The sequence below is a fragment of the Myroides odoratus genome (genome assembly GCF_965118575.1).
In the GTDB taxonomy this organism is placed as follows: Bacteria; Bacteroidota; Bacteroidia; order Flavobacteriales; family Flavobacteriaceae; genus Flavobacterium; species Flavobacterium odoratum_B.
Window position 1 is genome coordinate 70372 of the sequence record NZ_CBCPHW010000017.1, and the last position, 24301, is coordinate 94672.

Below are 24301 nucleotides of genomic sequence, written 5' to 3' on the forward strand. Positions count from 1 at the left end.
AAGCGCTCGCGCGAGCAAAAGCAGGAGTAGATGTGGAAGAGTGTGGACCCGTTGGCGGAGAAAATGCCGAATTGGAATCCATATGCTTATACGTTTAATAATCCGATGAATTTTGTTGATCCAACGGGCATGGCTGGAGAAGACTGGGTAAAAAGAGATATAAAAGGAGGAACTGAATATTTTTTTGATCCAGATGTGGAAGGTAAAGAAGCAACTGAATCTAAGCATGGAAAAGGATCTCATGTAGAAAATGGCTCTTCACTTATAGGAAGTTCTAGTAAAGGAGAGAATTATAGATATACTTTTAATGGTGATGGAACTTATTCAAAAGATGGAAGTATAGTCAATAACAGAACAAAAACAGAAGGTGGATCAACTATATACGAATACTGTAGTAGTTGTTTGGATCCTAGAACTTTATATAAACAGTTTGGAGGAATAGGAGGACTAACATATCCAGGAGGAGATAATCCTAAGGCGTATAGTGGAAAAGATGATTATTCATTTATTCCATCATCTTTGATTGAATTTCCTGCTATGCAACATGACTTGGCATACGATAAATTAGGAATTACAGGTGCTAGTGGACTTTTAATGAATAGAAGTGCTATTTCAGCAGATTGGACATTTGTAAATCAACATTTATTTTTATCTCGATCAGGTTTTTTAAGTCCAGCGGATAGATTTAAATCTGATCTTTTAGGATTTGGTTTGGGATTAGCAGCAACTCCAAAAACATTATTAAATGTTGTATTACCCTCTCGGAAATATAGTCATCCATATACACCAGAACAACAAGTTTTAATAAATATAGGCATGTCTAATTTTAGATGATTTTTATGAAAATAGTAGTTAGATTTTTAAAAATATTGATTAGTTTTTTATTTTTTATTTTACTTATTAATTTTTTGTATTCGTTGTTTATGGTGGGGAGTCATCCTTATGCAGAACAGTATATTTTAAATATTTCAGAAGACAAAGCCATAATTGATGTGCAAAAATTAAAACAAAAGGAATTATCATTACAAGTACCATTAGATAGCACCTCATTTGGAGGATTAATTGATGAGAGAAGTGAAAATATGTATTATGTGTATTTTTTATTAAAAGATAGAAAAACAGTATTACTGTGTTACGTAAAAAATATAAATGAGTTTACTACCACTATAGCACTGATATCTGTTGGAGATGGACCTCAATTTTTAAATAATAGGACAATTAATGCACGGAGTTATTTTTTGTTAAGAGATTTAAGTATAAAAGAAAATAAACAATTTAAAAAAGACTTTGAAGAACAAGTTTTAGAAAAATTGAATATTAAATGGAAAAAAAATAAATGGTGGTATAGTATTTTTCCAAGATTTAAAACGGAATTTCCCCATTAGAGAGGGTGTTTTTATTTTCGACAATCCTTTGAATTTACCAACAAAAACGACAAAATTGACGTTGGTGAAATTATTGAAGAGAACAACTATTACCCTTTTGGATTAGCACACAAGGGGTACAATGAGAAGAACAATACGATTGCGGCTAATTATAAGTACCAATACAATGCCAAGGAGTTACAAGAGGAGTTAGGCTTCAATGTATACGATTATGGGGCAAGAAATTACGATGCCGCACTTGGTAGATGGATGAGTGTGGACCCGTTAGCGGAACAGTTCCCTGCATGGAATCCATACCATTATGTACACAATAACCCGATTAATTTGGTGGATCCTACGGGGATGAGTGCGGTTGATGGAGATTATTATAATAAGCAGGGTACTTGGTTGTTTAGTGATGGAAAAAATGATAATAAAGTTTATGAGGTAAGCCCAATGCCTGGAATTGCACCAGGAATTGATGGATCAGGAGCAAATAAAATTGAATATAAAGGACAAGTTGAAGATGTGTTTGTTACAGGAGATGCAGCTACTGACAATAAGATTCAAAGTTTGCACCCTGCTATTAGAATGAAAGCAACTAATTTCATGAAAGAAGCAAATAGTGAATCTGAAAATACATTGATACGTATGGCTCAGGGAATAAGAACTTTTGATGAACAAAATGATTTATATGCTAAAGGAAGAACAACAGAAGGATCGAAAGTTACTAATGCTAAAGGAGGATATAGTAATCATAATTTTGGATTGGCTTTTGATATAGTCGGAATTACTAATGGTAAAGTAGATTATGATTTAGATTGGAATAGTTTGTCTACGATGGGAAAATCACATGGTTTTGAGTGGGGAGGAGATTGGAAAAAATTTAAAGACAAGCCTCACTTTCAGAATATGTTTGGAAATTCAATACAATCTTTGAGAAATAAGTATAATTCAGGAAACAGAGAAAATGGATATGTTAAATTTTAAAATTATATGAAAGATAGTCTCTTATTAAGCTTTGTAGTTTTATTTTTGATAGGATGTGGAAAATTAAGCGATAAGCAAAACGTAAAAATTCAAATAGAAGATAATAGAATAGATACTTTAAATGTTGTCCAACAGATAGAAAAGTATAAAGCAATGGTAGAAGCTTCAAAAATGCAATTGAAGAATGTTCAACGTGACTTGTATGAGTCTTCAGAAGGAGGAGTTGCAAAAGTTTATTACAAAGGAGCGGATACACTAAAAAAAGAAATCATTTATTATGGAGAAGGAGGAAAGAAAACAGTTGATATCTATCAAAAGGATGGGAAATTTATCTTAATAGAAGATAAAGATATAATTTACAGAGACCCAATATATGTAAATAACGATGTTAAGGTTAGTGATAGTACGATGAATGTTTTTTATTTAGATAGTAAACAAAAAATGATTTTTTGGCTTCAAAATGGCAAAAAAGCTCCAACATCAAAATATAAAATGAAAGAAGAAGAAATAACTTTAGATTATGATTAATGAAAGTAAATTATAGTTTTTAAGCAAATCACCCCAACCTTCCAAAACGGATCGTTGGGGTTTGTTATTTAAGGGGGATTGTTTAGTGGATAATTGGTGATGGGTGAAGAGAAAAGGGTGATGGGAGGGATTGTCAGAGTAGTCCATACTACACTACAAAAGAAACACTTTACCACCGTTACACTATTAAAAAAGGCTTCGACATTTTAAACGACAATGCTAAGAATGTTTCAAAAGGTAAAGTACAGCCTAAGACTACAAAAAAGCAACAGTGGTGTAGTAAACGTAGTAGTTGGGGGTTGGGCAGTTTACTTTATTATGTTCAGTATGACAAAAGGGGAGATGCATTTTTAGTGCTATAATAGCAAAGAATTCCAACGTACAATGTAATATAAAAGCGTATAACTGTAGTAAAGAGATATTGCCATATTTTGGACCAAATCAATGCTAAAGGCTGTGTAAAATTCACAGAAGATGGTTTGGTTATTGATCCAGAAACAGGGTATGTTTATGATCCATTAACTGGAGTTCCACTTGATCCAATCACGCGTGTACCAATTGATTTAGGAACGATTGGAGGAGGAAATACGACGAACCAGTTGGAATTGGATTGTTATAATAAATTCCTTGAGTTTATTGAGTATTATAAGGACAAAGTCGAAAAACCAGCGATTTACTATGAGTTAATCAAGTATTACGAATGTTTAACTTGTATGAATTGCAAGGAATGTTATAATCTTCTTGGAATTATTTATGAAGGTGGAGAAGGTTTAATACAAGCTGATGCAGGCTATTATTTTCGTTTTTGTAATTTCAAAATTCCTCCTATTGTAGAAGAGGAAATAGAAGAACCAGAACCAGAATTTCCACCTGTTGTTTTACCTCCAGGTATAGAGGATAATTGGAGAGATAATCCTCCTACTAGAGTGCCAATTGAAGGTAATCCGATGGAAGAACACGGTCCAGTTTGGTGGTATCATAGCGACCATTTAGGGAGTACTTCGTATATTACAGACGTTTTTGGAAAACCATGCCAATACATTGAGTATTTGCCGTTTGGGGAGGTAATGGTGGAACAAAGCACCAACAACATATTGGAGAATGTGTATAAGTTTGATGCGAAAGAATTAGACCAAAGTACAGGCTACTACTATTACGGTGCACGTTACTATGATCCAGGAACGAGTATATTTTTGAGTGTGGACCCGTTGGCGGAGAAATTTGTAGGATGGAATCCGTATCATTATGTACATAACAATCCGATTATGTTTACGGATCCAACAGGGATGATAGCTAGCCCTATTTTTGATGATGAAACAGGAAACTATCTAGGATCAGATTCAAAAGGATTTTGGGAAGGAGAAACTTTATTAATGAATAAAAACAAATATTTAGAGCTATATAAAAATAATGGTAATAAACCAATTGATCACGATGTAGCCGTGGCAAATAGTAGAACATTTAATAAGTTACAGGAGACGAAATCTGATATAAGTATTTTGCTAAAATTGTTGATCACATTGCTAAGGTTGCATACTGTGAAGTTTATAATGAAGACGTAACACCTTCTTTACTTAACGGTAAAATTTCTGTATATGATGCTGAGATTGGAACGAATAATTTCATATCATCTGTTGGAATAGCTAATGATGTTAGGGCACAGAATAATAATATTACCTCTAATAATTTAGCAGGAGAAAGAGTTGACGAGATAGTATTTAATTATAAATATAGAGGACAATATAATACACCAGGAAATGTTGCCATAACTTTCATTCATGAAAGTTATTATCATGGTAAATTAAATATTCGTGGAAGATCCCTTCAAGGTTACGATAATCATGGTTTAATTTATCCTGAGTTGGTTAAGAATCCCCTGTTTAAGTATACAACGGGAGCAATTAGACAGCATAATATTAATCAGGCAAAAAAATTCACAAATTGACAATAAGATGAAAAAATATTTTCTAGGACTAATACTAATCTGTTTTCTAAATTGTGGAAAAAATGAAAAAATAAATGCTTTAGAAATTACTATGACAAAAGTTTTTTTAGATATTAACAATTATGATCATGCAGGTCCACCACCAAGAATCTATTTGGAAATAGAAGTAATAAATAACACTAGTGGAGAGATAATATTAGATTCTTCTGATAAGTATTCAGATAAACTTGATTCAAGAATGATTATGTTCAATCCAATTTCTAATCAGATAATATTTCTTGGGGGTTTTTCTTCAATTATTTTGCAACAAAAAGAAACAAGAGCTATTGAAATTGAGGTTGATTTAAATGCTGAAGAAGATAATTATTTTGGTATTTCAAAAGAGTTTTTTGAGGATAGAGATTTCGATTTTAGTAAGGATGTAGACTTTTTATTATCGAGAATTCGTGAAACATTTGAACATTCTGTTACAGTGACTTATTTGAATAGTAAAGATTTAAATCATTTAAATCCCACCAATCAGGCTAATGAGTATTTGAAAGAAGATCGCATAATCCAAGTAAAATGGGCGAAGAATTTACAATATGAATTATATGAAGAAAAACCACCTTTACCTGTGGTGAATAACATAAATCTATAAAATTTATTTAGATTATGTTGGCGAAAATATTTTGCTTACGCCGATATGAAAGAATAAAAAAACACACCCCATAAACGTTAGTTTTCTTGGGGGGGTGTTTTATATATCTCTGTTTTCTATTAAGAACAAAAGAATAGTTGCATGAGAGTATTTTTTACAAAAAGTAATAACGCAGAAACTAGCAATCCGCTAAGTTCACGGCTACTGCCAATCCTCTTGCGATGTTTCTTTGTATTTATGTATTTGGTTGTATCGTAAAAGAAGTTGTCTTTGCAGGTGGAAAAATTAATTACCTTTATACAGCAACTGGAGAGAAGATTCAGAAGAAAGTAATCCAAGGGAGTACCACGGTAGTAACGGATTACTTGGATGGTTTTCAATACGTCAAAGGCGTTTTGAGTTTCTTTCCCACGGCAGAGGGGTATTTCAATGCAGAAACCAATGGCTATGTATATCAATACAGTGATCATCTAGGCAATGTTCGCTTGAGTTATTCCGATACGAATAAAAACGACAAAATTGACGTTGGTGAAATCATTGAAGAAAACAATTATTATCCTTTTGGATTAACACATAAAGGATACAATGAGAAGAACAATACGATTGCGGCTAACTATAAGTACCAATACAATGCCAAGGAGTTACAAGAGGAGCTAGGCTTCAATGTATACGATTATGGGGCAAGAAATTACGATGCCGCACTTGGTAGATGGATGAATGTGGACCCGTTAGCGGAGCAAGCCGTAAGTTGGACCCCCTATCGATATGGATTTAATAATCCGATGCTATTTACAGATCCAACAGGAATGTTGGAAACGGAATATAAGGATGAAAATGGTCAAACCCTTTTAAATACAAAAGATGGAAGTGATGATATTGTAACAGTTTCAAATGCTAAGAGAAAGGATTTTAAACATTATAATGCTTCTTATCAAAGTGGGAATAAGAGCTTATATGATAGTCAGGAATGGAATGACAACATGAAAGCAGACCTGCTAGGGTTCAGTACAACTAATGAAATGAACGCTACTTTAGGAGGTTTTACAACACAGTGGTCTCGTCAAAATGCTATTAATTATCTTCAGAATCCGACATTAGCTAATGCTATGGCCATGTCAGCGAGCGAATCTTTGAGTCAGTGGACAGACCCAGAAAAGCTTATAATGGGTGCGAGTATATTAGTTGGAGGGATTGCAGGAGGAGGAAGAACATCTTCGAAAGCTACAACTCAATACACTAAGTCTAATCTAAAACTTGGACAGAAGCAGCTTAATATGTATAAGTCAGAATTAGAAACAATGCAACGTTTCAAAGGAGTTCAGTGGAAAACAGTTTTAGATACATATTAATATTATGGATAGTAAGGAATTTAAAAAAACTTTTAGTAAAATAGCTAAAGATCACGGTTTTGAAGGCGATTTTGGAGCATGGTTTAAAGTAAGTACTGAAAGTATTGTTGTACTTGAATTACAGAAATCAAATTTTGGAGATTATTACGAAATGAATGTAAAGATTTATATACAAGGAATTTTCGGTATTAGCTATTCTATAAGTAAAGAGTTAGTTAGAGATACGGGAGATATTTTTATACGACAACCAGCAGAATATAAATCAGTATTTGATTTTGAAGAATCAATAGATGATGAAAAACGAAGAATCGATTTAATAAAATTGTTTAATGAATTTATTGTACCGCTTACAGATAAATCTTTAAATAAGTTAGGCATAAGAGAGTTAGCCGATAAAGGGATAATTACCCTACTTCCAGCTATTAAAGCAGAGCTATTTTAACCCCAATTAGTAGGATTTGTAGCTCATACCACAATTAAAGCCCCTTACCATTGTAGGGGGCTTATTTAATAAAACATTTTATTGTTTTTATACATTTATTAGTTTGTGGTAAAAAGAAAGATTCTTTCTGTTTATCGTTAAGTTGTTCAATAAGCTGTACTTTTTCAATAATTGATTTATTAATAGAGTTTATATCTTCCAAACTATTTTTTCTGTGAAAGTATCTGCTAAACTAATTCCGAGCGGATTCGCTATTTTTTGAATAGACGAATATTGTGGGGCAACCTTACCATTATCAATTTTTGAGAATTGGCTTTCTTTGAGAAAGTAGTTTCTATCGAATAAAACCTTATTTTTATATGGACAGTTGGTCTTTGAAAATAAAGGAAGCGCTCGCGCGAGAAAAAGCAGGAGTAGATGTGAAAGAGTGTGGACCCGTTGGCGGAGAAAATGCCGAATTGGAATCCTTATGCTTATACGTTTAATAATCCGATTATGTTTACGGATCCAACAGGAATGATTGGAGAAGGAATTGAAAACGAGTATAAGGTTTATACTTCGGGTGGAGAAGTTCAAAAGATAGAGCAAACTGGAGATAAAGGAGGTGATTTTGTAGATTATATAACTTATGTTAATTTGGATACACCAGCTCCATATACACCAGAAACAACTACCGAGGTTCAATTTGTTCAGCATTCTGAATCAACAGTACCAACAAATAAATCTGTTCTCAATGGAGGAACAGCTCAAATGATAAGAGGTCCTGGCTTTAAACATGATGTAAAATATCAAGCCCAGAGTCAGGGAATTGAAGCAATGGGAGTTGATTCTCCATTTTTTATTGTAGGAGGTGCGTCAAAGGTATTCACAGAGAATAGAAAAATTAACGTATTTAGGGCTTTTGGAGGAGATGCAAGGGCTCAAGGTTTTTCTTGGACACCGATTGATCCAACTACTGTGAAGAATTTTAGAAATGTTGCTGGATTGCCTTCTGGTGGAGCGAGTGGTGCAACAAATACAGCAAACTTTATGATTGAAGGGCAAGTAAGAGCAAAAAATATTCTTAAAACTCGTTCTGCTTTACCTTTAGATGGTAATGTAGGTGGATTACCAGAATTTATTATAAATCCTAAGAATGTTAAACTAAAAGATTTTAAAGTAATTAATCCTTAACTAAGACTAATGGAGAGTAAATATAAAGGAATGACAGTAAATGAACGACTTTATTTGAGTGGTTTAATTGATGATTTTGATAGAGCTGTTGTAAAAAAAGACATTGAAATAGTTGTTAAAATTCTTAATAAGATTGAAATAATAGATGAGTTATCAGTTAAAAACATTTTACAGTCACTTGATCTGATGGAATAAATGAAATTAATACTACCTCATTCAGGATGAAAGAATGTTTTTATTACTTAATTCATTTCACCCAACGGTTTAAAATTTACAATCTAGATAAAGGAATGTATAAAGAGGTTTTTTATAACCAAAAAGGAACGTGTATGAAAGATATAGTAATATAAGGTACTTTGTTTATGCCTAAATAGAAGAACTAAACCCGCTAGTAATTTAGCGGGTTTGGTTTTACAGCGTAGCGATATTTTTTATTAAAGAAGTCTTTAAATTTTTTATTGGTTAGCATTTTGTCAATGAGTTTAAAGATGGTTGGTTTGTCTTCTTCATTCAATTGGTTTGTCTGGTTTCTAAAAATTGTATGATCAATGAAATAAAATCTTAATGTTATAAGAATAGTAAGTCTTTGAAAATAAAGAAAGCGTTCGCGCGAGCAAAAGCAGGAGTAGATGTGGATGAGTGTGGACCCGTTAGCGGAACAATTCCCGGGATGGAATCCATACCATTATGTACACAATAACCCGATTAATTTGATTGACCCTACGGGGATGAGTGCTGAACCACCTGTCAAGGGATTAGAGTATTTTAGGGATGATACAGGTGAATATTTTTGGAATGGTGGTAAGGATTTATATGAACATTATACATATAATGATAATGGATCAACCTCTTTTAATGGGTATTATGATGCTAGTGAATTTAAAGAACCTGTTGGAGATTTTTCAATTATTTTTGATTTATCTAATGCTAAGCCTAAAGATGAATTTGATAGATCTTTGACGATTACAACTATATCAGATCCATTATATTCTTCTTTAAATTTGATGGGTGAAATACAAAACATTAGTGATTCCAATAAGTATCCTGGAGTAGAAATATATAGTTCTCCACATATGAATGGAGCTCTAACGGCAGGGAATGTTATTTTCACCAATCCAGGAATGTCTGATTCAGGAACTTTAGCTCATGAATATGGACATTATTTAGATTATAAGCATAATTTTAAATATAATAAATTCGATTATTTAAAAACTATTGCTCTTCCGAGTGTAATAAGTACTACTAGAGCAACTCTTGATTCTGGAGTTAATCATCATGACTCTCCATCTGAAAAAAGAGCAGATGTATTAGGGCAAGGATGGACAGGGAAAAAAATATATAAATAGATATGAAAAAAGTATTATTTTATCTAGTATTATTTAGTGTGTTCTCTTCTTGTGATCCTGCAGATAATAGATTGAAAATTAAAAATAGAACCTCAGATTCAATTTTGCTTAGATTAAGATTTCAGAATGAAATTAGAGATAATAAAGGATTCTATCAAAGATCTGGAATAAGAAGTGTTTTAGTTTTCGAGACAATAGAAGTAGGCATCTTTAATCAATGGGAGGGTGAATTTGAAAGAGCGAAACCAGATACTTTACTTTTTGTAATTGCAATGAAAAAAAGTGAATTCGATTCTATTTTATTAAAACGAGGGATTTCTAATAATTCCGTTGAATTTGATAATATGCAGGATATTATTTGGGATAGTTTATATAAAGCACAACATTACAAATACCATGAATATTCTTTACAAAAGTTAAACGAACTTAATTGGCAAATTACATACACAAACGACGGATTTAGAGAAGGGAAAAAAAGGTAAATACGTTTGTTAACGTAATTGTTTTAAAATTCTATAGTTTACCTTAGCAAAGCAAGAAATGTTTATGTGAATGGATAAAACATAAAAACCCGCTAGTCATTTGACTAGCTGGTTTTGTGTTGTATAAAATATACTGAATTTTCAGTATTAATATTGAAAACAGGAATAAAGCTTTGTGTCCACTGTCCACCGTCAACCGTTCACCGTCAACCATCCCTTATCGCTTTGTTTTAATCAGCTGATTTACTCGATACATTAGAACAATACTCAAACAAGAGACACCCACCACTACATAACCGACGATATCATAATTTACCAGCGGACTATTTTTGTGCTCCTGGTAAACGATTAAACCCGCGATAGCTGCGGCAACACCACCTGCAATTTGTTGGATAGAAGCGTTGATACTCATAAAAGCACCGCGATCTTTTCCTTCCGGTACCGCACTCGTAAGCGCAGAAGAAGGTACCATACGACTCATAATACCGAACATCATTAAGACATTGATTACCATTACCAACCACAATGGAATTTGCGCCATATTGGTATAGACCAAACAAACCAGCATCAACCAAATAGAGGCGATACTAAAAAGGAGGTATTTACTCATTTTATCACTTAATTTTCCGATAAAAGGCATAAAAATCAGAGAGGTAATTCCGGAGACCATAAATAACAGAGGCAATTGATCAGGATGAACCCCTAAATTATTAACGGCAAATATCGTTCCGAAAGGCATCATCATAAAACCGCCAACCGATAAAAAAGCAGTAGCAATAAAACCAATGCGATATTCTTTGTTTTTGAGCGTATTCCACAAGTGAACCAATGCTTTATTTTCCTGCTGTAAAGCCAAGTGTCCATTCACAGGTTTTAAGTAGAAAGCAATCAAAATAGCGATGAGAATAGATAACACAACAATCAAGAAGAAGGGCGCTTCCCAAACCCATTTATTGGCGATATACAAACCAATTGGAATTCCCAAAACCTGGCTTGCCCCAAAGCCCATTTGCACAAAACCCATTACGCGACCTCTTTGTTGTAAACTAAAAATATCGGTAATGATAGCCATGGAGATTGACCCAATAACCCCACCAAATAATCCCGTAAAAATTCGCGCTGCCACAAGTGTAGCGTACGAATAAGCTAACCCACAAAACAAAGTTCCCACAATAAAGCCAAGGTAAAAGAATAACAAGAGCTTCTTGCGGTCAAATTTATCAGCAAACCCTGCGGTTAGTAAACCTGCGGCACCTGCACTAAAGGCATAGGCTGATACGGCAATACCAAAATCTTGCGTATCCATGGCTAAACTCTTCAACAATAAATCCCCTAAAGGAGCCATAACCATAAAGTCTAGAATCACAGTAAACTGCGTAATAGCAAGTATAAAGATTACAAATTTATCATACCTCGAAAAAGGTATGGCTGCGTTTGCTTCCATAAGTGAATATTAAATGAATTGAGTTTATTTGTTGTAGTCTGCTTTTACCAAAAAAGATAAAAGTAGGCAAATATAACGCATTATTAAATGCTAACTTTAAATTGAAGTAAACTATGTTTTAAATTTAGAATAAAATGAAATAGGTGAAGGGTTAGACTCACTACTCACCACCTCACTACCAAAAAAACTACTATTTGTATCTAAAAAGATAGAAGAACGATTTAGTTAACGCTTTACGTACATAAAGAAGTTAAAAACAAATAGTAGCTAATAAACAATAATTGAATGAGAATCACTTAAAGAATTAAATACAAAAAATGTACCTCGAATCCTTTTAAAGAAAAGATACTAGAAAAAGACTTGATTTGTTGATGTAATCAAGAGTATATGCTACTTTTCATTTGATATATATTTAATTCAATACACATATAAAAAGAGAAAGACATTATACTTCGCATTTGATTTTGTAATTTGAGCCCTCAATGGAAGTACAAATGACAAATATGCCAAGTAGTAAGACAGAACCCTATGATGCCGTGCGTATTTTTACGGAAGACACTATATTTGAAACAGCGGCATTTAAACGCCCGTATCGCCCTACGCGCTCTTCTATTTTGTTTGTATATAAAGGCTGTATTAAAATGAGAGAACAGATTAACACGATTGAAATTGTCAGTGCTTCTTTTCTGTTGATTAATACCAAATATGTCTATGAAATTCTCGAAATCGAACCCCATACAGAATTTCGATTGCTTGGGTATGATCGACATCTAATTGAAAACAGTACCTTTCAATTAAACAAAATAAAAGTATTCAAGGACTTAAAAAATCAATTGAAGCGAATCTATACGATTTCACCCACTGAATTTACCCTCTTTTGGGAGAATCTTAAACTTCTGACTTTCTATATGGAACAGGGGCAAACCATTACCTATTCAGAGCAAATTATTCAAAACTATTTCAATATCCTCTTGTACCATTTAGTAGGTATTGTGGCACCTTTGCAAGAAGAAGAAATAGCCCAGTTAAATCGACAACAAAAACTAACCTATAGTTTTGTCAACTTGGTTTCAGATCATTATTTAAAAGCTAAAAATGTTCAATTTTACGCGGATCGATTGCAAGTATCCATTCGTTATTTAAGTGCGGTAGTGAAACAGGTCTCTCAACGCACGCCAAATCAAATCATCAGTGAATTTATTTTAAATGAAGCAAAGGCACAAATGGGAGATCCCGCAATGACACTTAAGGAAATTGCAACTAAACTTCACTTTAGCGATCAATACGCTTTTACGCACTTCTTTAAAAAACATCTAAATATGAGTCCGACCCACTATAGGTCCTTAATTGCGAAGGATAAATAGTACTTTTGAACATCCTATTGATAATTTCAATCATTGTATGTCGTTCTAGTGCCTTCTAACTTTGTAGCTCTAAACAAAAGGAAGAATGAAAAATAAATTGCGCACAATTGTAGGTGGTTTAGGCGTTCTATTGCTTTCTACTACTTGGAGTTATGCACAAGATCAAACAAGACAACTTTCAGTAGAAGAACTCATAGAATTAGCGTTAACTAATCATCAACAACTCAAAATAAGTGCCCAACAAAAGGAAATAGCCAAGCAACAAACTCAAATTTTAAAGCGACAACAACTACCAACCTTAGATGTATCTGCAACAGCAGCTTACGTTGGAGATGCCTTACTTTTGGATCGAGATTTCTCTAAGGTGATGACCAAAGATATGCCTCATTTTGGCAATTCATATGCGATTCAAGCTTCTGAATTGCTCTATAAAGGAGGAGCAATCAAAAAATCCATTGAACTTTCAGAGATAGGCCAGCAAATGACTGAATTAGATTGGATCAAAGACCAACAGAGTATCAAATTGTTGGTTATTTCCAATTATTTAGACCTCTATAAATTATTCAATCAGCAAGCCGTTTATCAAAATAACAGACAATTAGGTCAAATTCGATTAGACAACGTCAAGCAATTTTACAGCCAAGGGATGTTGACGCGCAATGAAGTGATTCGCGGGGAATTAGCTTTGCAAAATATAGATCAAGCCTTGCTTGTGGTCACTAACAATCGATCTATTGTCAACTACAACCTGACGATTGCATTGGGCTTGGATACCAAAACAAATCTTATTCCTTCAGAAGCTTTACATCAAAAGCAAGTAATCGAATCCTATGAGCGTTATTTGGCCTTAGCCTATGAAAATAACCCTTCTTTACAACTTACACAAAAAGCAGTAGAAGTAGCGGATAAGAAGATTGAATTAGCCAAAACAGATCAGTATCCTACACTGGCAGCGATGGGTGGTTATACGATGAGTCGACCAATTACTACATCTAATCCCGTTGCGGATATGTATTCCAATACTTGGCAAGTGGGCGTTGCATTGAGTTATAGCCTAGATAATCTATATAAAACACCCCAAAAGATTAAGTTAGAAAAGATGCAAAAAGCAAAGGCGGATGAAACGCAAGTCTTCGTTTTACAACAAGTTGAAATGAGTGTGCACGCCGCCTATATAAAATACGAAGAAGCTTTGCAAAATGTGCAGTTACTAGAAAAAAGTCAGCAGTTGGCGCAAGAAAATTACCGCATCATAGAGGCGAAATACTTGAATCAATTAGCGATTCAAGCTGAGATGACGGATGCAACCAACGCGAAACTTGAAGCAGAATTGCAGTATGCTAATGCTACAATCCAGGTACTTTATTACTATTATAGTTTATTAAATGCAACGGGAACGTTGTAAAAATCACTGCGATTCAAATGGAACGAACAGAAAATATACCAAATACAGAACCACAAGAAAAAAAGGGGGCTCCTATTGTAATTAATCACAAACAAGAAGTAAATAAAAAAAGAAAGATTATTCTAGTCAATACGTTGACTTTTCTGGTTGTTGTTTTTGCTTTCTATTGGTTGTTGACCCAATACTTTCACATTGGAGACAAAGATTATACCGAATCCGCACAAGTAGAGGAGTTTATCAACCCAATTAATACCCGCGTGTCCGCTTATATCAAAGAAATTCAGTTTAAGGAACATCAAGAGGTAAAGGCAGGAGATACCCTAGTTATTTTGGATGATCGCGAGATTCGCACCCAAGTACAACAAGCTGAAGCTGCTTATTTAAGTGCTTTAGCGGCCAAAGACGTTACCTTGTCTAGTATGCAAACAGCAAGTAATGCTATTGGCGTATTTGATTCCAATATTCAAGGCGCTCAGGCACGTTTGTGGAATGCCGAACAAAATCAAAAGCGCTTTGAAAATTTACTAAAGGTTGAAGCCGTAACTCAACAGCAATTTGATCAAGTTAGCACCGAATACCAAGCAGCAAAATCCGCCTATGATGCCTTGACCAAACAGCAAACAACCTCGCGTTTATCCGTTGCTGAAATACAAACCCGTTTAGCTTTAAATGAAGCAGATATCAAGCGAACCAAAGCAATGCTCGACATGGCAGAACTCAATTTGTCTTATACCGTTATTAAAGCTCCTTATGATGGCACAATGGGCAGACGATTAATTAATTCTGGACAATTGCTTAATCTAAGTCAACAGATAACCACTATTGTACGCAAGGATGAGAAATGGGTAACTGCTAATTTTTTAGAATCCCAAATGCCTGACGTTCAGATTGGATCTGTTTTAATGATGACCGCAGATGCAGTGAGAGGTCAGTCATTTGAAGGTATCGTAACCGCTATTTCTGCTGCAACAGGGAACCGTTATTCTAGTTTGCCAACCGATAACTCAACGGGAAATTTCGTAAAAGTACAACAGCGCATTCCCGTGCGTATTGAATTCACCAAAGAAAATACGCCAGAGGCAGTGAATCGCCTTAAAGCGGGAATGAATATGAACGTACAATTGAAAAAATAAAGATAAGCAGCGCGAATTATGTATAATCAAGGTTTATTTTACACTTGGGTTCCCAAGCCCATCATGCTATTGCTCCTTGTAGTAATAGCCTTGATTTATTTTGGAATAAGCGCTATTTACACCCCCAATATTACGTATTTGGTGGGAAGCACAGGCGCCATGAGTGAATACTATTTATGGGCCAATTATGCAAGTGTAGTAGGGATGGGGGCAGTTATGCCCTTGGTTATCCGTCTAAAAGCGCGTTTCAGAACCAAAGAAATCTTAGTGACCAGTTTAACTGGCATTGCCTTTTTGTTTGTGGTAATAGGAACCACACAGCAACCTCAAGTAATTATTGGTGCCTCTTTTTTAATCGGTTTTTTAAAGATGTTGGGTATGATGGAGGTGCTATTGCCTTTGATGTTTATCTTAGCCAAAGATGGCAATCGCGGGCGTTTTTACAGTATTTTTTATACCGCAGTATTGATTGTTACCCAAACTTCAGGCTATTATATAACCAAAATATCCTACTATGCCAACTGGCAATTTGGCTATTTATTTTATGCATCTATTTGTTTAATTGGCGCAATGCTTTGTCTTCTTTTTCAGCACAATCAACGCTTTATGCGCAAAGTGCCCCTGTATTATATCGACTGGATTAGTATGCTTTTATATAGTAGCGCATTCCTAATTTTAGGCTATGTTTTAGCTTTTGGAAAACAACAAAACTGGTTTGAGTCGGATCAAATTAAGTATGCGTCCCTCTTGTTTATTGGTTTAATTTTTGTCTTTTTCTTGCGACAACAGGTGTTAACCCGACCTTTTCTCTCACTAAAAGCGTTTAAAAAAAACAATGTCCGCCATGGAATTATCATGTTGCTCTTTTTAGGAATGTATTTGGCTACAGCCAGTTTGCAAAATACCTTTGCTATGGGCGTTTTAGGATATAATGCCTTGACCAATGCTTCACTGAATATGATGATGATTCCGGGATTACTCGCCGGTGCTATCCTTGCATACAATTGGTTTAATCGCTTAATTCCCATTCGTTTACTACTATTTACAGGATTTGCTTCTTTTATGCTCTATACGGTGATGATGTACTTCTATATGGTGCCTGAATTAAACTATAATCTGTGGTTATTACCCCAATTTTTTAAAGGAATGGGCATGAGTATCTTATTTATTGTCATTTGGTATTATACCCTAGATAAATTAGATATCCCAAGTTTGTTGAGCTTAATTGGATTTGTTTTGCTGTGGAGAACTTTTATTTCTCTAGGTATTTTTAGCGCGTTATTTTCTTGGTTTCAGTACCAATTACAACTACAAAGTTTGAGTAATATGGCGGTCTATTTAGATGATGTAGCCTTGGCGCAAGCAGGCGGAGACTTTAAACTCAGTGTCATTCAACTCAATGCGATACTAGCCGCAAATAAAATCATTTTTGGATGTATTAATATACTGGGAATTGGTATATTGCTCTATACCTTGTTTCATCATTTTGGTCGTACAAAAGACGTGTTAACGCGAATCCACATGACTAAACTTGGGCAACTTTGGATGAGTAATAAAGACAAAGAAAAAATTGAAGATGAACTGCAAGGTTAGCCGATTTGAGCCTCTTTTAAAGAGGCTTACGAACCAAAATATTCTGTACTGGTTGGGGTATTCTTTTAGTCTTCTTTTGGTGTTGTTCGAAAAAAGGATGTGTTTTCCGAACAACACCCGAACATGTTCCGAAGAACACTCGAACAAGAACCGTTTAAATGCGATAGAAAAAAGAGAGAGAAATAAAGAAAACTATAGAATTACTTCATATCCAAAACGCAAAATAGCAAGCAACATGATAAAGAGAAAAATATACCTCACCCATTGTTGGCCTTTAAAAATAGCTAGTTTGGCGCCAAAGTATCCTCCAATTCCATTACAAACAGCCATAGGCAGCGCCACAGACCAGATAATTTGTCCTTTGAGTAAGAACAAACAGATACTTCCAAAATTGGTGAATAGGTTGATGAGCTTAGCATAAGCAGAAGCCTTGAAAAAATCAAAGCCAATCAGAAAAATAAACCCCATAATAAAAAAGGTTCCTGTAGCGGGACCTATAAATCCATCGTAAAAACCGATAACCAAAGCGATAATAATTCCGTAGGTATAGCGTTTTTGGGTAGAAATTTCCGTCAGGTGTTTTTTGGTAAAGTCCTTTTTAAAATAAGTAAAAACCCATAATGCAATTAAAATAGCCAACAATAAAGGTTTCATAAATTCGTTATTGACCACTGTTAAAGTATAAGAACCCAGAAAAGCACTGCCACAAGATAGTACGGCTAACAGCATGAAATAAGGCCAGTTAATACGCGTCTGTTTAAGGTATTGTTTAACTGCAATAGCCGTTCCGAAAAAAGCGGGAATTTTCAAGGTTCCAATTACAGATGATACTGGAATTGAAGGTAATAAAGCTAAGCCTAGAGGCGTTTGAATGAGTCCACCACCACCAGCGATCGCATCGATAAAACCCGCGCAGAAGGCAACGATACAAAGATAGAATAGGATATCTACTTCCATAAAAAAACAAATAATCTACAACTGTTAGTATAGGATGCAAAGATAATTTATCTAATAGTTTAAATCCAGATATTCAACAATAAATTCCACGCGTTTTTCAATGGATAGACAAGGTATTTCAATTAATTGATAACCAAAGAATTCATAGGTGAGCTGCATGACTTTATGCGTTTCAACGGCCACTTCAAACGCTTGCTTTCGCTCTGCATCTTGTTGATAAATAGCTTCCCAAGGAGGAAATATAAAAACAGTTTTGGCGTAGGTGGTTTCTCTAGCTGAAGCGAGCTGATTGACTGTAACGTTGAGATTTTCCAAATGAGCATAGCCAATACTATCCAAGAGACCCCGATCAAAAAAAGTAAGCCTATCGGATGGATTTTGATGATAATCGAACAAGGATTGTCGAAACATCTGCTCAAAAAAGAGTTGTTTATTCTTCCAAGGTAGGGCTTCTCCTTGATTTTGTATTTGTTGTTTGATTAAGGCGCGACCTACTTCTGGTACTACGGTATAGCCCAAGGTTGCCAAAGCTTCTAATACAGCAGATTTCCCACTGCCAGGTCCGCCCGTAAAAATGTAAAATGAATGCATCATGTAGTTTTTGAGTTAATACAAGAGAAGTACGCGCAAATGCGATATACGTCTAACTTAGTTTACAAGTAATGTAGGGAAAAGAGTTTGGGAGGGAGTTTGAGTTTTTGAGAGAGAAGAAAAGAAATCCTTGATTTTGGATAGAAAAACAACCAATACAAAAAGAGAGAAAAAGTAATTCGAGACTTTGAAGAAAAGGAAGCCTTTACATACTTGATAGAAGATTAGGAAGTACACAAAGAAGACACAAGAAATACAAATATAGTATTTTTTGTTCAAAAAGAGGTCTATTCAGGATTAAGCGCAAAAGTTGGGGAGGAACTGATAAAACGTGATATCTTGGATGCGAGTCTTTTTGCTCCCAAGGACATCTGATGGGTGACACGCTAAGTAGGAAGACTTGATGTACTTATTTCATACTTCAGCCATAGGGCTGTCCTTTATGCTGACGCAAGAAGCATCGCATTTCTTCCTCCAAATTGTTGATGTGCAGTTTACAAAAAAAGTTCTTCTTGTGATAGCATGTTTCAAACGGACGTTAGGCAATAAGGAGTGTCAATTAGTTGAAAATACTACAAGAACAAAAGGTGTTTGAGCGTAGCGAGTTCTTTTGTTCTCAGTCTTAAGAATTAGATTGACCCTTATTTGGGTTAGTCCAAGGGGGGGGTTGTTTCTTTTTTACCCCTTAAAAAAAAGAAAGTATCTTAGACCATCAAAACCAACTTTACACTAACACCAACACTCCGTATATTCATGCTGACGCAGGAAGCATCACATCGGTATTTCCACACCGTACTTCCACCATGCATAACCTCCCAAACAGCATTTTCAAACAGTACGCTACCCCGTTTAACCTAGTATAGCATCCGTCATTTTGTTATTAGCACAGTAGCAGGTGAATGTTTACAGCCTATAAATAGTGCTTTTATGTAAGTTAATTGACGTGGTTTTGGCATGGAGGTCACCCTATGTCCCCCTTGATTACTAAAGGGTTATCGTTGTTTTTCTATTTGTCCACCCATTTGTCCACCCCCAGTTTGAGACTATTTTTTAGAAGAAAAACTACTTTTGCAAAAAATGAGGGTAAGAATTTTGACCTCATTCTAAAACGAAACTATTCTATTTTTCATTTGATCCCTTTAACTATGAAAAAATTTCTCTCTAATTTTCTACTTCCTATACTTCTGCTTTGGAATTTTGTTCTACATGCACAAGTTTATCAAGCACTAAACATCGATGGTTTTAATGAAGATGTTATCGCCAATGGCATTGGAGTGGCAACTGGATCAACGACGATTGATATGGATGGGGTATCCTCTAGTCTTAGAAGTTTGGATTGGCAACTTACAGCAACGTCAACACCACTAGCTTCTGGATTGCCTATAGATGGTATCATACCTTCTATAGAGGCTAGTACACCAGGCTTATTTTTTAGGCTTCAAAATTATGGGCAGAATAATTCGATTCGATTGCCGCTTGTAAATCATACCATTTCTTCGTTTGTAACGGAACAAGTGAAAGCGAAGAAAGTGTTTTTCTTGGCAACTGCAGCTTCTGGTAGTGCTAGGCTAGGCTACAGAGTAATCTTTGACGATAATACAATCCAAGAGCATGAAGCTATAATTCCTGATTGGTTTAATGGAACTGATCTTCCCATAGCTTACAAGGGATTTGGAAGATTATATCGCACAAATAATTTTGTGGAATTCTCAACAACAAATCCTAGACTATATCAAGTGGCAGTCAATATAGACCCAGCCAATCAAACCAAAAATATTAAATCTGTTCAATTTTCTCATAAAGGAGGTGCAGGGATTCTTCATGTATTTGCAGTCTCTGCAACGCTTTTAGAAGCCTGTCCAAGTCCTGAACTCGTAACGTTTGATTTAATTACAAGTCAGACAGCTAAAGCTAATTTTATTGCTCCAATCAGTCTTCCTGCAAATGGATATAAGTATGAGGTAAGAACATCTGGACTTCCTGAATCAGGTACAACAGGACTACTCAGTACAGGCTATATTGCATCAGGAAGTACAACTCAAAACCTTGTTGGATTGCCAAGTGGTACAGGGGTACAATTTTACATTCAATCCAATTGTAGTGCGCAGAGTCAAGAAAGCTGGAAGGGACCGTTTTCCTTTACAACAACTTGTGAAATTCAGGGAACATTTTATGAAAATTTTGATAACCAAACAGTAGGATCGCAAACGAATTCAAGTTTGCCCCAATGTTGGGGAAAAATTGCAACGGATAGTGGCTATTTATATGTCACAAATTCCTCTTATTATACAGGACCTAATAGTTTATATGTATACAATAACAACCAAGTTACGGGGAATTTAATGCTCGTTTCTCCTGAGACAGCTAATTTAGGTCAAGGAGGTTATCAGATTCGATTTAGAGCAAGAGCAGGTGCTTCTTTAGGTCAAACCCTAAAAGTAGTTACTTTAGAGAACCCAAATACGACGGTGGGGATGAATCTAATCGAGGAATTGCAACTTACAAATTCTTTCAAAGAATACAGAATCAATATACCTCATGGAACGCATGATTATTTTGGGATTGCTCATGGTTTAAACGCTTCTTATCAAGCTGTTTTTATTGATGATATTCGTTTTGAGCCTATCCCAACTTGTATTGTTCCAACAGAATTGACCGTTTCTAATGTAGGGATCGATAGAGCAACCATAGCTTGGGAAGCAAGCCCCTCTTTAAATATAGAAGGTTATTCGTATGAAATAAGAACTTCTGGAGAAGCGGGTAGTGGCAATACGGGTTTAGCCTTTGCGGGAACCGTAAATGCAACTGCGACATCTGTAGTTCTTGCCGACTTAGTTACGGGTACTGAGTATCGCGTGTATGTTAAGGCAAATTGCGGGGCTACGGATACAAGTTATTGGACAGATGGTGCCGTTTTTACTCCTGATTGGTGTAAACCTACCTATGCGAATGGTTCATCTAATCACAGAATTACAACCGTAAATATTGGTGAACTAGGTTTTACGGATCATATTCTTTCCTATACGAATAGGGAACGAATGAATATAACTATTCCTGATTTTCGTGCAGGAAATACCTATACTTTTAACGTTACGACGACCGGATATACCGGCATGGGAGTAGCCATTGATTTTAATAACGATGGACTTTTTGATCAAGTAAATGAGGTGTTGGCCTTGCCGAATTACATCTCAAATGACACTCAACTCTATATCGCCAATGTTGCAATACCCGAAGGAGTAACCTCAGGAAATTATCGCATGAGAATCTGGAATCGCGAAGCGAATGCTGGCGGAGGTTATGGATTGGATCCTTGTGGTAGTTATAATTATGGTACATGGGCTGATTATACCGTTCATATTGTGGGTTGTGCCTCTCTACTTACGTTGTCTGCCAGCGAATATACAATTTGTGCACATACCTCGTCACCTGCCGTTAGGATACTAACAGGAGCAACCGATTTTGATACGTTAGTTTGGCAACCCTCAATAGGTATTTCAGGAAATGATCTACAAGGGTGGGTGTTTAATCCAGCAGTATCTACCGTATATGAATTAACAGCATCTAATAGTAGAGGGGGAGGGTGTACAGCTACAGTTCCAGTTCGCATTACTATTAGTACGCCGCCAGCACCAACAGCTGTTGATCAAACTTTCTGTAAAAAACAGAATAAAAAGGTCCAAGATTTAATCGCCACAGGCGAGAATATCAAATGGTATGCAGATGAAACGACGACGACTGCATTGTTGCCCTCAACACTAGTAAATAATGGTACCTATTATGCTACACAAACCGTAGATGGATGTGAAAGTAGTGTTAGAATGGCTATAAATGTGGTTATCGAAGATCCTGTTTTAGATGCTATGACCGTGGCTACGACATTTCGATATGGAACAGCCTCACAAACTATATTAAGTTTAATTACGGGTGCACTAGGGCCTTATACTTTGAGTTGGTATGAAGCAGAGACCGGAGGCCTAAGTATTCCTATGCCAGATTTTTCAACTTTATCTGCAGGAAGCCATAGTTATTGGGTGAGTACATTTAGTGCCAATGGCTGTGAAAGTACTAGAAGTAGAATCTCGTTGTCAATTCTGCAAATGGATATATGGGTAACTGCGAATTCAAGAATTAAAGTATATGGAGATGATGATCCAGAATTTACGTATACAATCTTTGGCAGTGTAAATGCAAGTGTATTAACTGGTAGTTTATCTCGAGAAATAGGAGAAGATAGGGGGAATTACGTGATTCAACAAGGCAGTTTGACAGCCTCTTCCAATTATAACCTTAATTTTTCTGGGGGAGTTTTAGGTATTATATCTGCTCCAGTAAGGGTAACCGCGGATGATCAAACAAAAATGGAAGGAACAGTAGATCCAGTTTTGACTTATCAGGTTTCGGGATTAAAAAATAATGAGACAGCAGATGATATCTTAACGGGTAGTTTAACCAGAACTGCAGGAGAGCGTGCAGGTATGTATCCCATAACACAAGGAACATTAGGATTATCGTCTCCTAATTATACGTTGGCTTATACTCCTGCTAATTTAACAATCACTTCAACCGTATTGACAGTAAAGGCCGATGTTCAATCCAAAGGTTATGGGGATGAGGATCCTATTCTAACCTATACCGTTTCAGGATTAGATAGTAATGTTCAAGCAAGAGATATTTTAACAGGTAGTTTATCCCGTGCTATGGGGGAAAATACAGGAACGTATGCTATTACACAAGGTACTTTAAGCGTGTCTGCGGGGTATACGCTTCAATACGAAGGGGCCGATTTAACAATTACACCCGCTGTATTGACAGTAACGGCTGATGCACAAACCAAAATATATGGGGATACAGATCCTAGTTTAACCTATACGGTTTCGGAATTGACATTTAATGACCAAATCACAGATGTATTAACAGGTAGTTTAGCTCGAGATGCAGGTGAAGCTATTGGAGCATATAGTATTACGCAAGGAACTTTAGGGGTATCGAATAATTATACTCTTCGCTATGTAGAAGAAGATTTGACAATTACGCCTGCTGTATTGACAGTAACGGCTAATACACAAACCAAAGGGTATGGCGATACAGATCCAGCGTTAACCTATAGGGTTTCGGGATTGAAATTTAATGAACAAGCAACAGCTATATTAACCGGTAGTTTAGTTCGGGTGCCAGGTGAAGCTATTGGAGCATATAGTATTACACAAGGAACTTTAGGGGTATCGAATAATTATACCCTTCGCTATGTAGAAGAAGATTTGACAATTACACCTGCTGTATTGACGGTAACGGCTAATACACAAACCAAAGGGTATGGAGATGCAGATCCTGCTTTAACTTATACGGTTTCTGGATTTAAATTCAATGAAAAACTAGAAGATATACTAACAGGTAGTTTAGCTCGGGATGCGGGTGAGGCTAGGGGAATCTATGCCATTACCCAAGGTACTATACAACTAGCTGCAAATTATATGCTTCAATATGTAGGAGCGGATTTAACAATTACCCCTTCTGTATTGACGGTTATAGCAGATGCACAAACCAAAGTATAC

At 35.6% G+C, this 24301-nt stretch carries 21 protein-coding genes; 18 read left to right on the forward strand and 3 right to left on the reverse strand.

The genetic code is table 11. The features are described from left to right. The first annotated feature begins 30 nt into the window (after window positions 1-30). The 13 genes from ACMHJ2_RS14030 to ACMHJ2_RS14090 all read left to right on the forward strand — a co-directional run bounded on the left by ACMHJ2_RS14030 (window position 31) and on the right by ACMHJ2_RS14090 (window position 10259). The gene (locus ACMHJ2_RS14030) at window positions 31-834 is read left to right on the forward strand and encodes a hypothetical protein (protein WP_413513491.1); all 804 of its coding nucleotides are present in this window, start codon (window positions 31-33) and stop codon (window positions 832-834) included. 5 nt (window positions 835-839) lie between these two features. After that, a complete protein-coding gene (locus ACMHJ2_RS14035) occupies window positions 840-1385 on the forward strand; it encodes a hypothetical protein (RefSeq protein WP_413513492.1) in 546 nt (181 codons plus the stop codon). 138 nt (window positions 1386-1523) lie between these two features. Continuing rightward, window positions 1524-2354, forward strand: coding sequence for an RHS repeat-associated core domain-containing protein (locus ACMHJ2_RS14040; protein WP_413513514.1), 831 nt, complete (start codon window positions 1524-1526; stop codon window positions 2352-2354). Between the two features lie 6 nt (window positions 2355-2360). After that, window positions 2361-2882 (forward strand): hypothetical protein, encoded by a 522-nt coding sequence (locus ACMHJ2_RS14045; RefSeq protein ID WP_413513493.1) that lies wholly within the window; start codon window positions 2361-2363, stop codon window positions 2880-2882. Window positions 2883-3313: 431 nt separating this feature from the next. Next, a complete protein-coding gene (locus ACMHJ2_RS14050) occupies window positions 3314-4444 on the forward strand; it encodes an RHS repeat-associated core domain-containing protein (protein WP_413513494.1) in 1131 nt (376 codons plus the stop codon). A 390-nt stretch (window positions 4445-4834) separates the two neighbouring features. Next, window positions 4835-5467 carry a hypothetical protein gene (locus tag ACMHJ2_RS14055; RefSeq protein WP_413513495.1) on the forward strand — a complete coding sequence of 211 codons (633 nt, stop codon included), beginning with the start codon at window positions 4835-4837 and terminating at the stop codon, window positions 5465-5467. 221 nt (window positions 5468-5688) lie between these two features. Beyond that, window positions 5689-6816: an RHS repeat domain-containing protein gene (locus tag ACMHJ2_RS14060; protein WP_413513496.1), complete on the forward strand. Its 1128-nt coding sequence runs from the start codon at window positions 5689-5691 to the stop codon at window positions 6814-6816. A gap of 4 nt (window positions 6817-6820) precedes the next feature. Continuing rightward, window positions 6821-7258, forward strand: a complete 438-nt coding sequence (locus ACMHJ2_RS14065) for a DUF4304 domain-containing protein (protein ID WP_413513497.1) — start codon at window positions 6821-6823, stop codon at window positions 7256-7258. A gap of 359 nt (window positions 7259-7617) precedes the next feature. After that, window positions 7618-7743, forward strand: coding sequence for a hypothetical protein (locus ACMHJ2_RS14070; RefSeq protein ID WP_413513498.1), 126 nt, complete (start codon window positions 7618-7620; stop codon window positions 7741-7743). Next, on the forward strand, window positions 7709-8431 hold the full coding sequence (locus ACMHJ2_RS14075; RefSeq protein ID WP_413513499.1) for a hypothetical protein: 723 nt from the start codon (window positions 7709-7711) through the stop codon (window positions 8429-8431). The genes ACMHJ2_RS14070 and ACMHJ2_RS14075 overlap by 35 nt, the downstream gene beginning before the upstream one ends. Window positions 8432-8440: 9 nt before the next feature. After that, on the forward strand, window positions 8441-8626 hold the full coding sequence (locus tag ACMHJ2_RS14080; protein WP_413513500.1) for a hypothetical protein: 186 nt from the start codon (window positions 8441-8443) through the stop codon (window positions 8624-8626). A gap of 440 nt (window positions 8627-9066) precedes the next feature. Beyond that, the gene (locus ACMHJ2_RS14085; protein ID WP_413513501.1) at window positions 9067-9777 is read left to right on the forward strand and encodes a hypothetical protein; all 711 of its coding nucleotides are present in this window, start codon (window positions 9067-9069) and stop codon (window positions 9775-9777) included. 2 nt (window positions 9778-9779) lie between these two features. Continuing rightward, complete coding sequence (locus ACMHJ2_RS14090) at window positions 9780-10259, forward strand: hypothetical protein (protein WP_413513502.1); 480 nt, start codon at window positions 9780-9782, stop codon at window positions 10257-10259. 217 nt (window positions 10260-10476) lie between these two features. Here the strand turns inward: ACMHJ2_RS14090 and ACMHJ2_RS14095 are convergent, their stop codons facing one another. After that, window positions 10477-11703 carry an MFS transporter gene (locus ACMHJ2_RS14095; protein WP_413513503.1) on the reverse strand — a complete coding sequence of 409 codons (1227 nt, stop codon included), beginning with the start codon at window positions 11701-11703 and terminating at the stop codon, window positions 10477-10479. Window positions 11704-12185: 482 nt separating this feature from the next. On the opposite strand from ACMHJ2_RS14095, the gene ACMHJ2_RS14100 reads away from it, so the two are divergent. The 4 genes from ACMHJ2_RS14100 (at window position 12186) to ACMHJ2_RS14115 (ending at window position 17198) form a co-directional block, all read left to right on the forward strand. Further along, the gene (locus ACMHJ2_RS14100) at window positions 12186-13067 is read left to right on the forward strand and encodes a helix-turn-helix domain-containing protein (RefSeq protein WP_413513504.1); all 882 of its coding nucleotides are present in this window, start codon (window positions 12186-12188) and stop codon (window positions 13065-13067) included. Window positions 13068-13152: 85 nt separating this feature from the next. Further along, window positions 13153-14472, forward strand: coding sequence for a TolC family protein (locus tag ACMHJ2_RS14105; RefSeq protein WP_413513505.1), 1320 nt, complete (start codon window positions 13153-13155; stop codon window positions 14470-14472). 17 nt (window positions 14473-14489) lie between these two features. Further along, the gene (locus ACMHJ2_RS14110) at window positions 14490-15605 is read left to right on the forward strand and encodes an HlyD family secretion protein (protein WP_413513506.1); all 1116 of its coding nucleotides are present in this window, start codon (window positions 14490-14492) and stop codon (window positions 15603-15605) included. 18 nt (window positions 15606-15623) lie between these two features. Then, window positions 15624-17198 (forward strand): MFS transporter, encoded by a 1575-nt coding sequence (locus tag ACMHJ2_RS14115; protein ID WP_413513507.1) that lies wholly within the window; start codon window positions 15624-15626, stop codon window positions 17196-17198. A 192-nt stretch (window positions 17199-17390) separates the two neighbouring features. Here ACMHJ2_RS14115 and ACMHJ2_RS14120 read toward each other — a convergent pair whose 3' ends face one another. Next, complete coding sequence (locus tag ACMHJ2_RS14120; protein ID WP_413513508.1) at window positions 17391-18155, reverse strand: sulfite exporter TauE/SafE family protein; 765 nt, start codon at window positions 18153-18155, stop codon at window positions 17391-17393. A 51-nt stretch (window positions 18156-18206) separates the two neighbouring features. Further along, entirely contained in the window at window positions 18207-18749 is a 543-nt protein-coding gene (locus tag ACMHJ2_RS14125) for an AAA family ATPase (RefSeq protein ID WP_413513509.1), read from the reverse strand. 1142 nt (window positions 18750-19891) lie between these two features. Here ACMHJ2_RS14125 and ACMHJ2_RS14130 point away from each other — a divergent pair. After that, on the forward strand, window positions 19892-24301 hold a 4410-nt coding region (locus tag ACMHJ2_RS14130; RefSeq protein WP_413513510.1), incomplete at its 3' end, for an MBG domain-containing protein.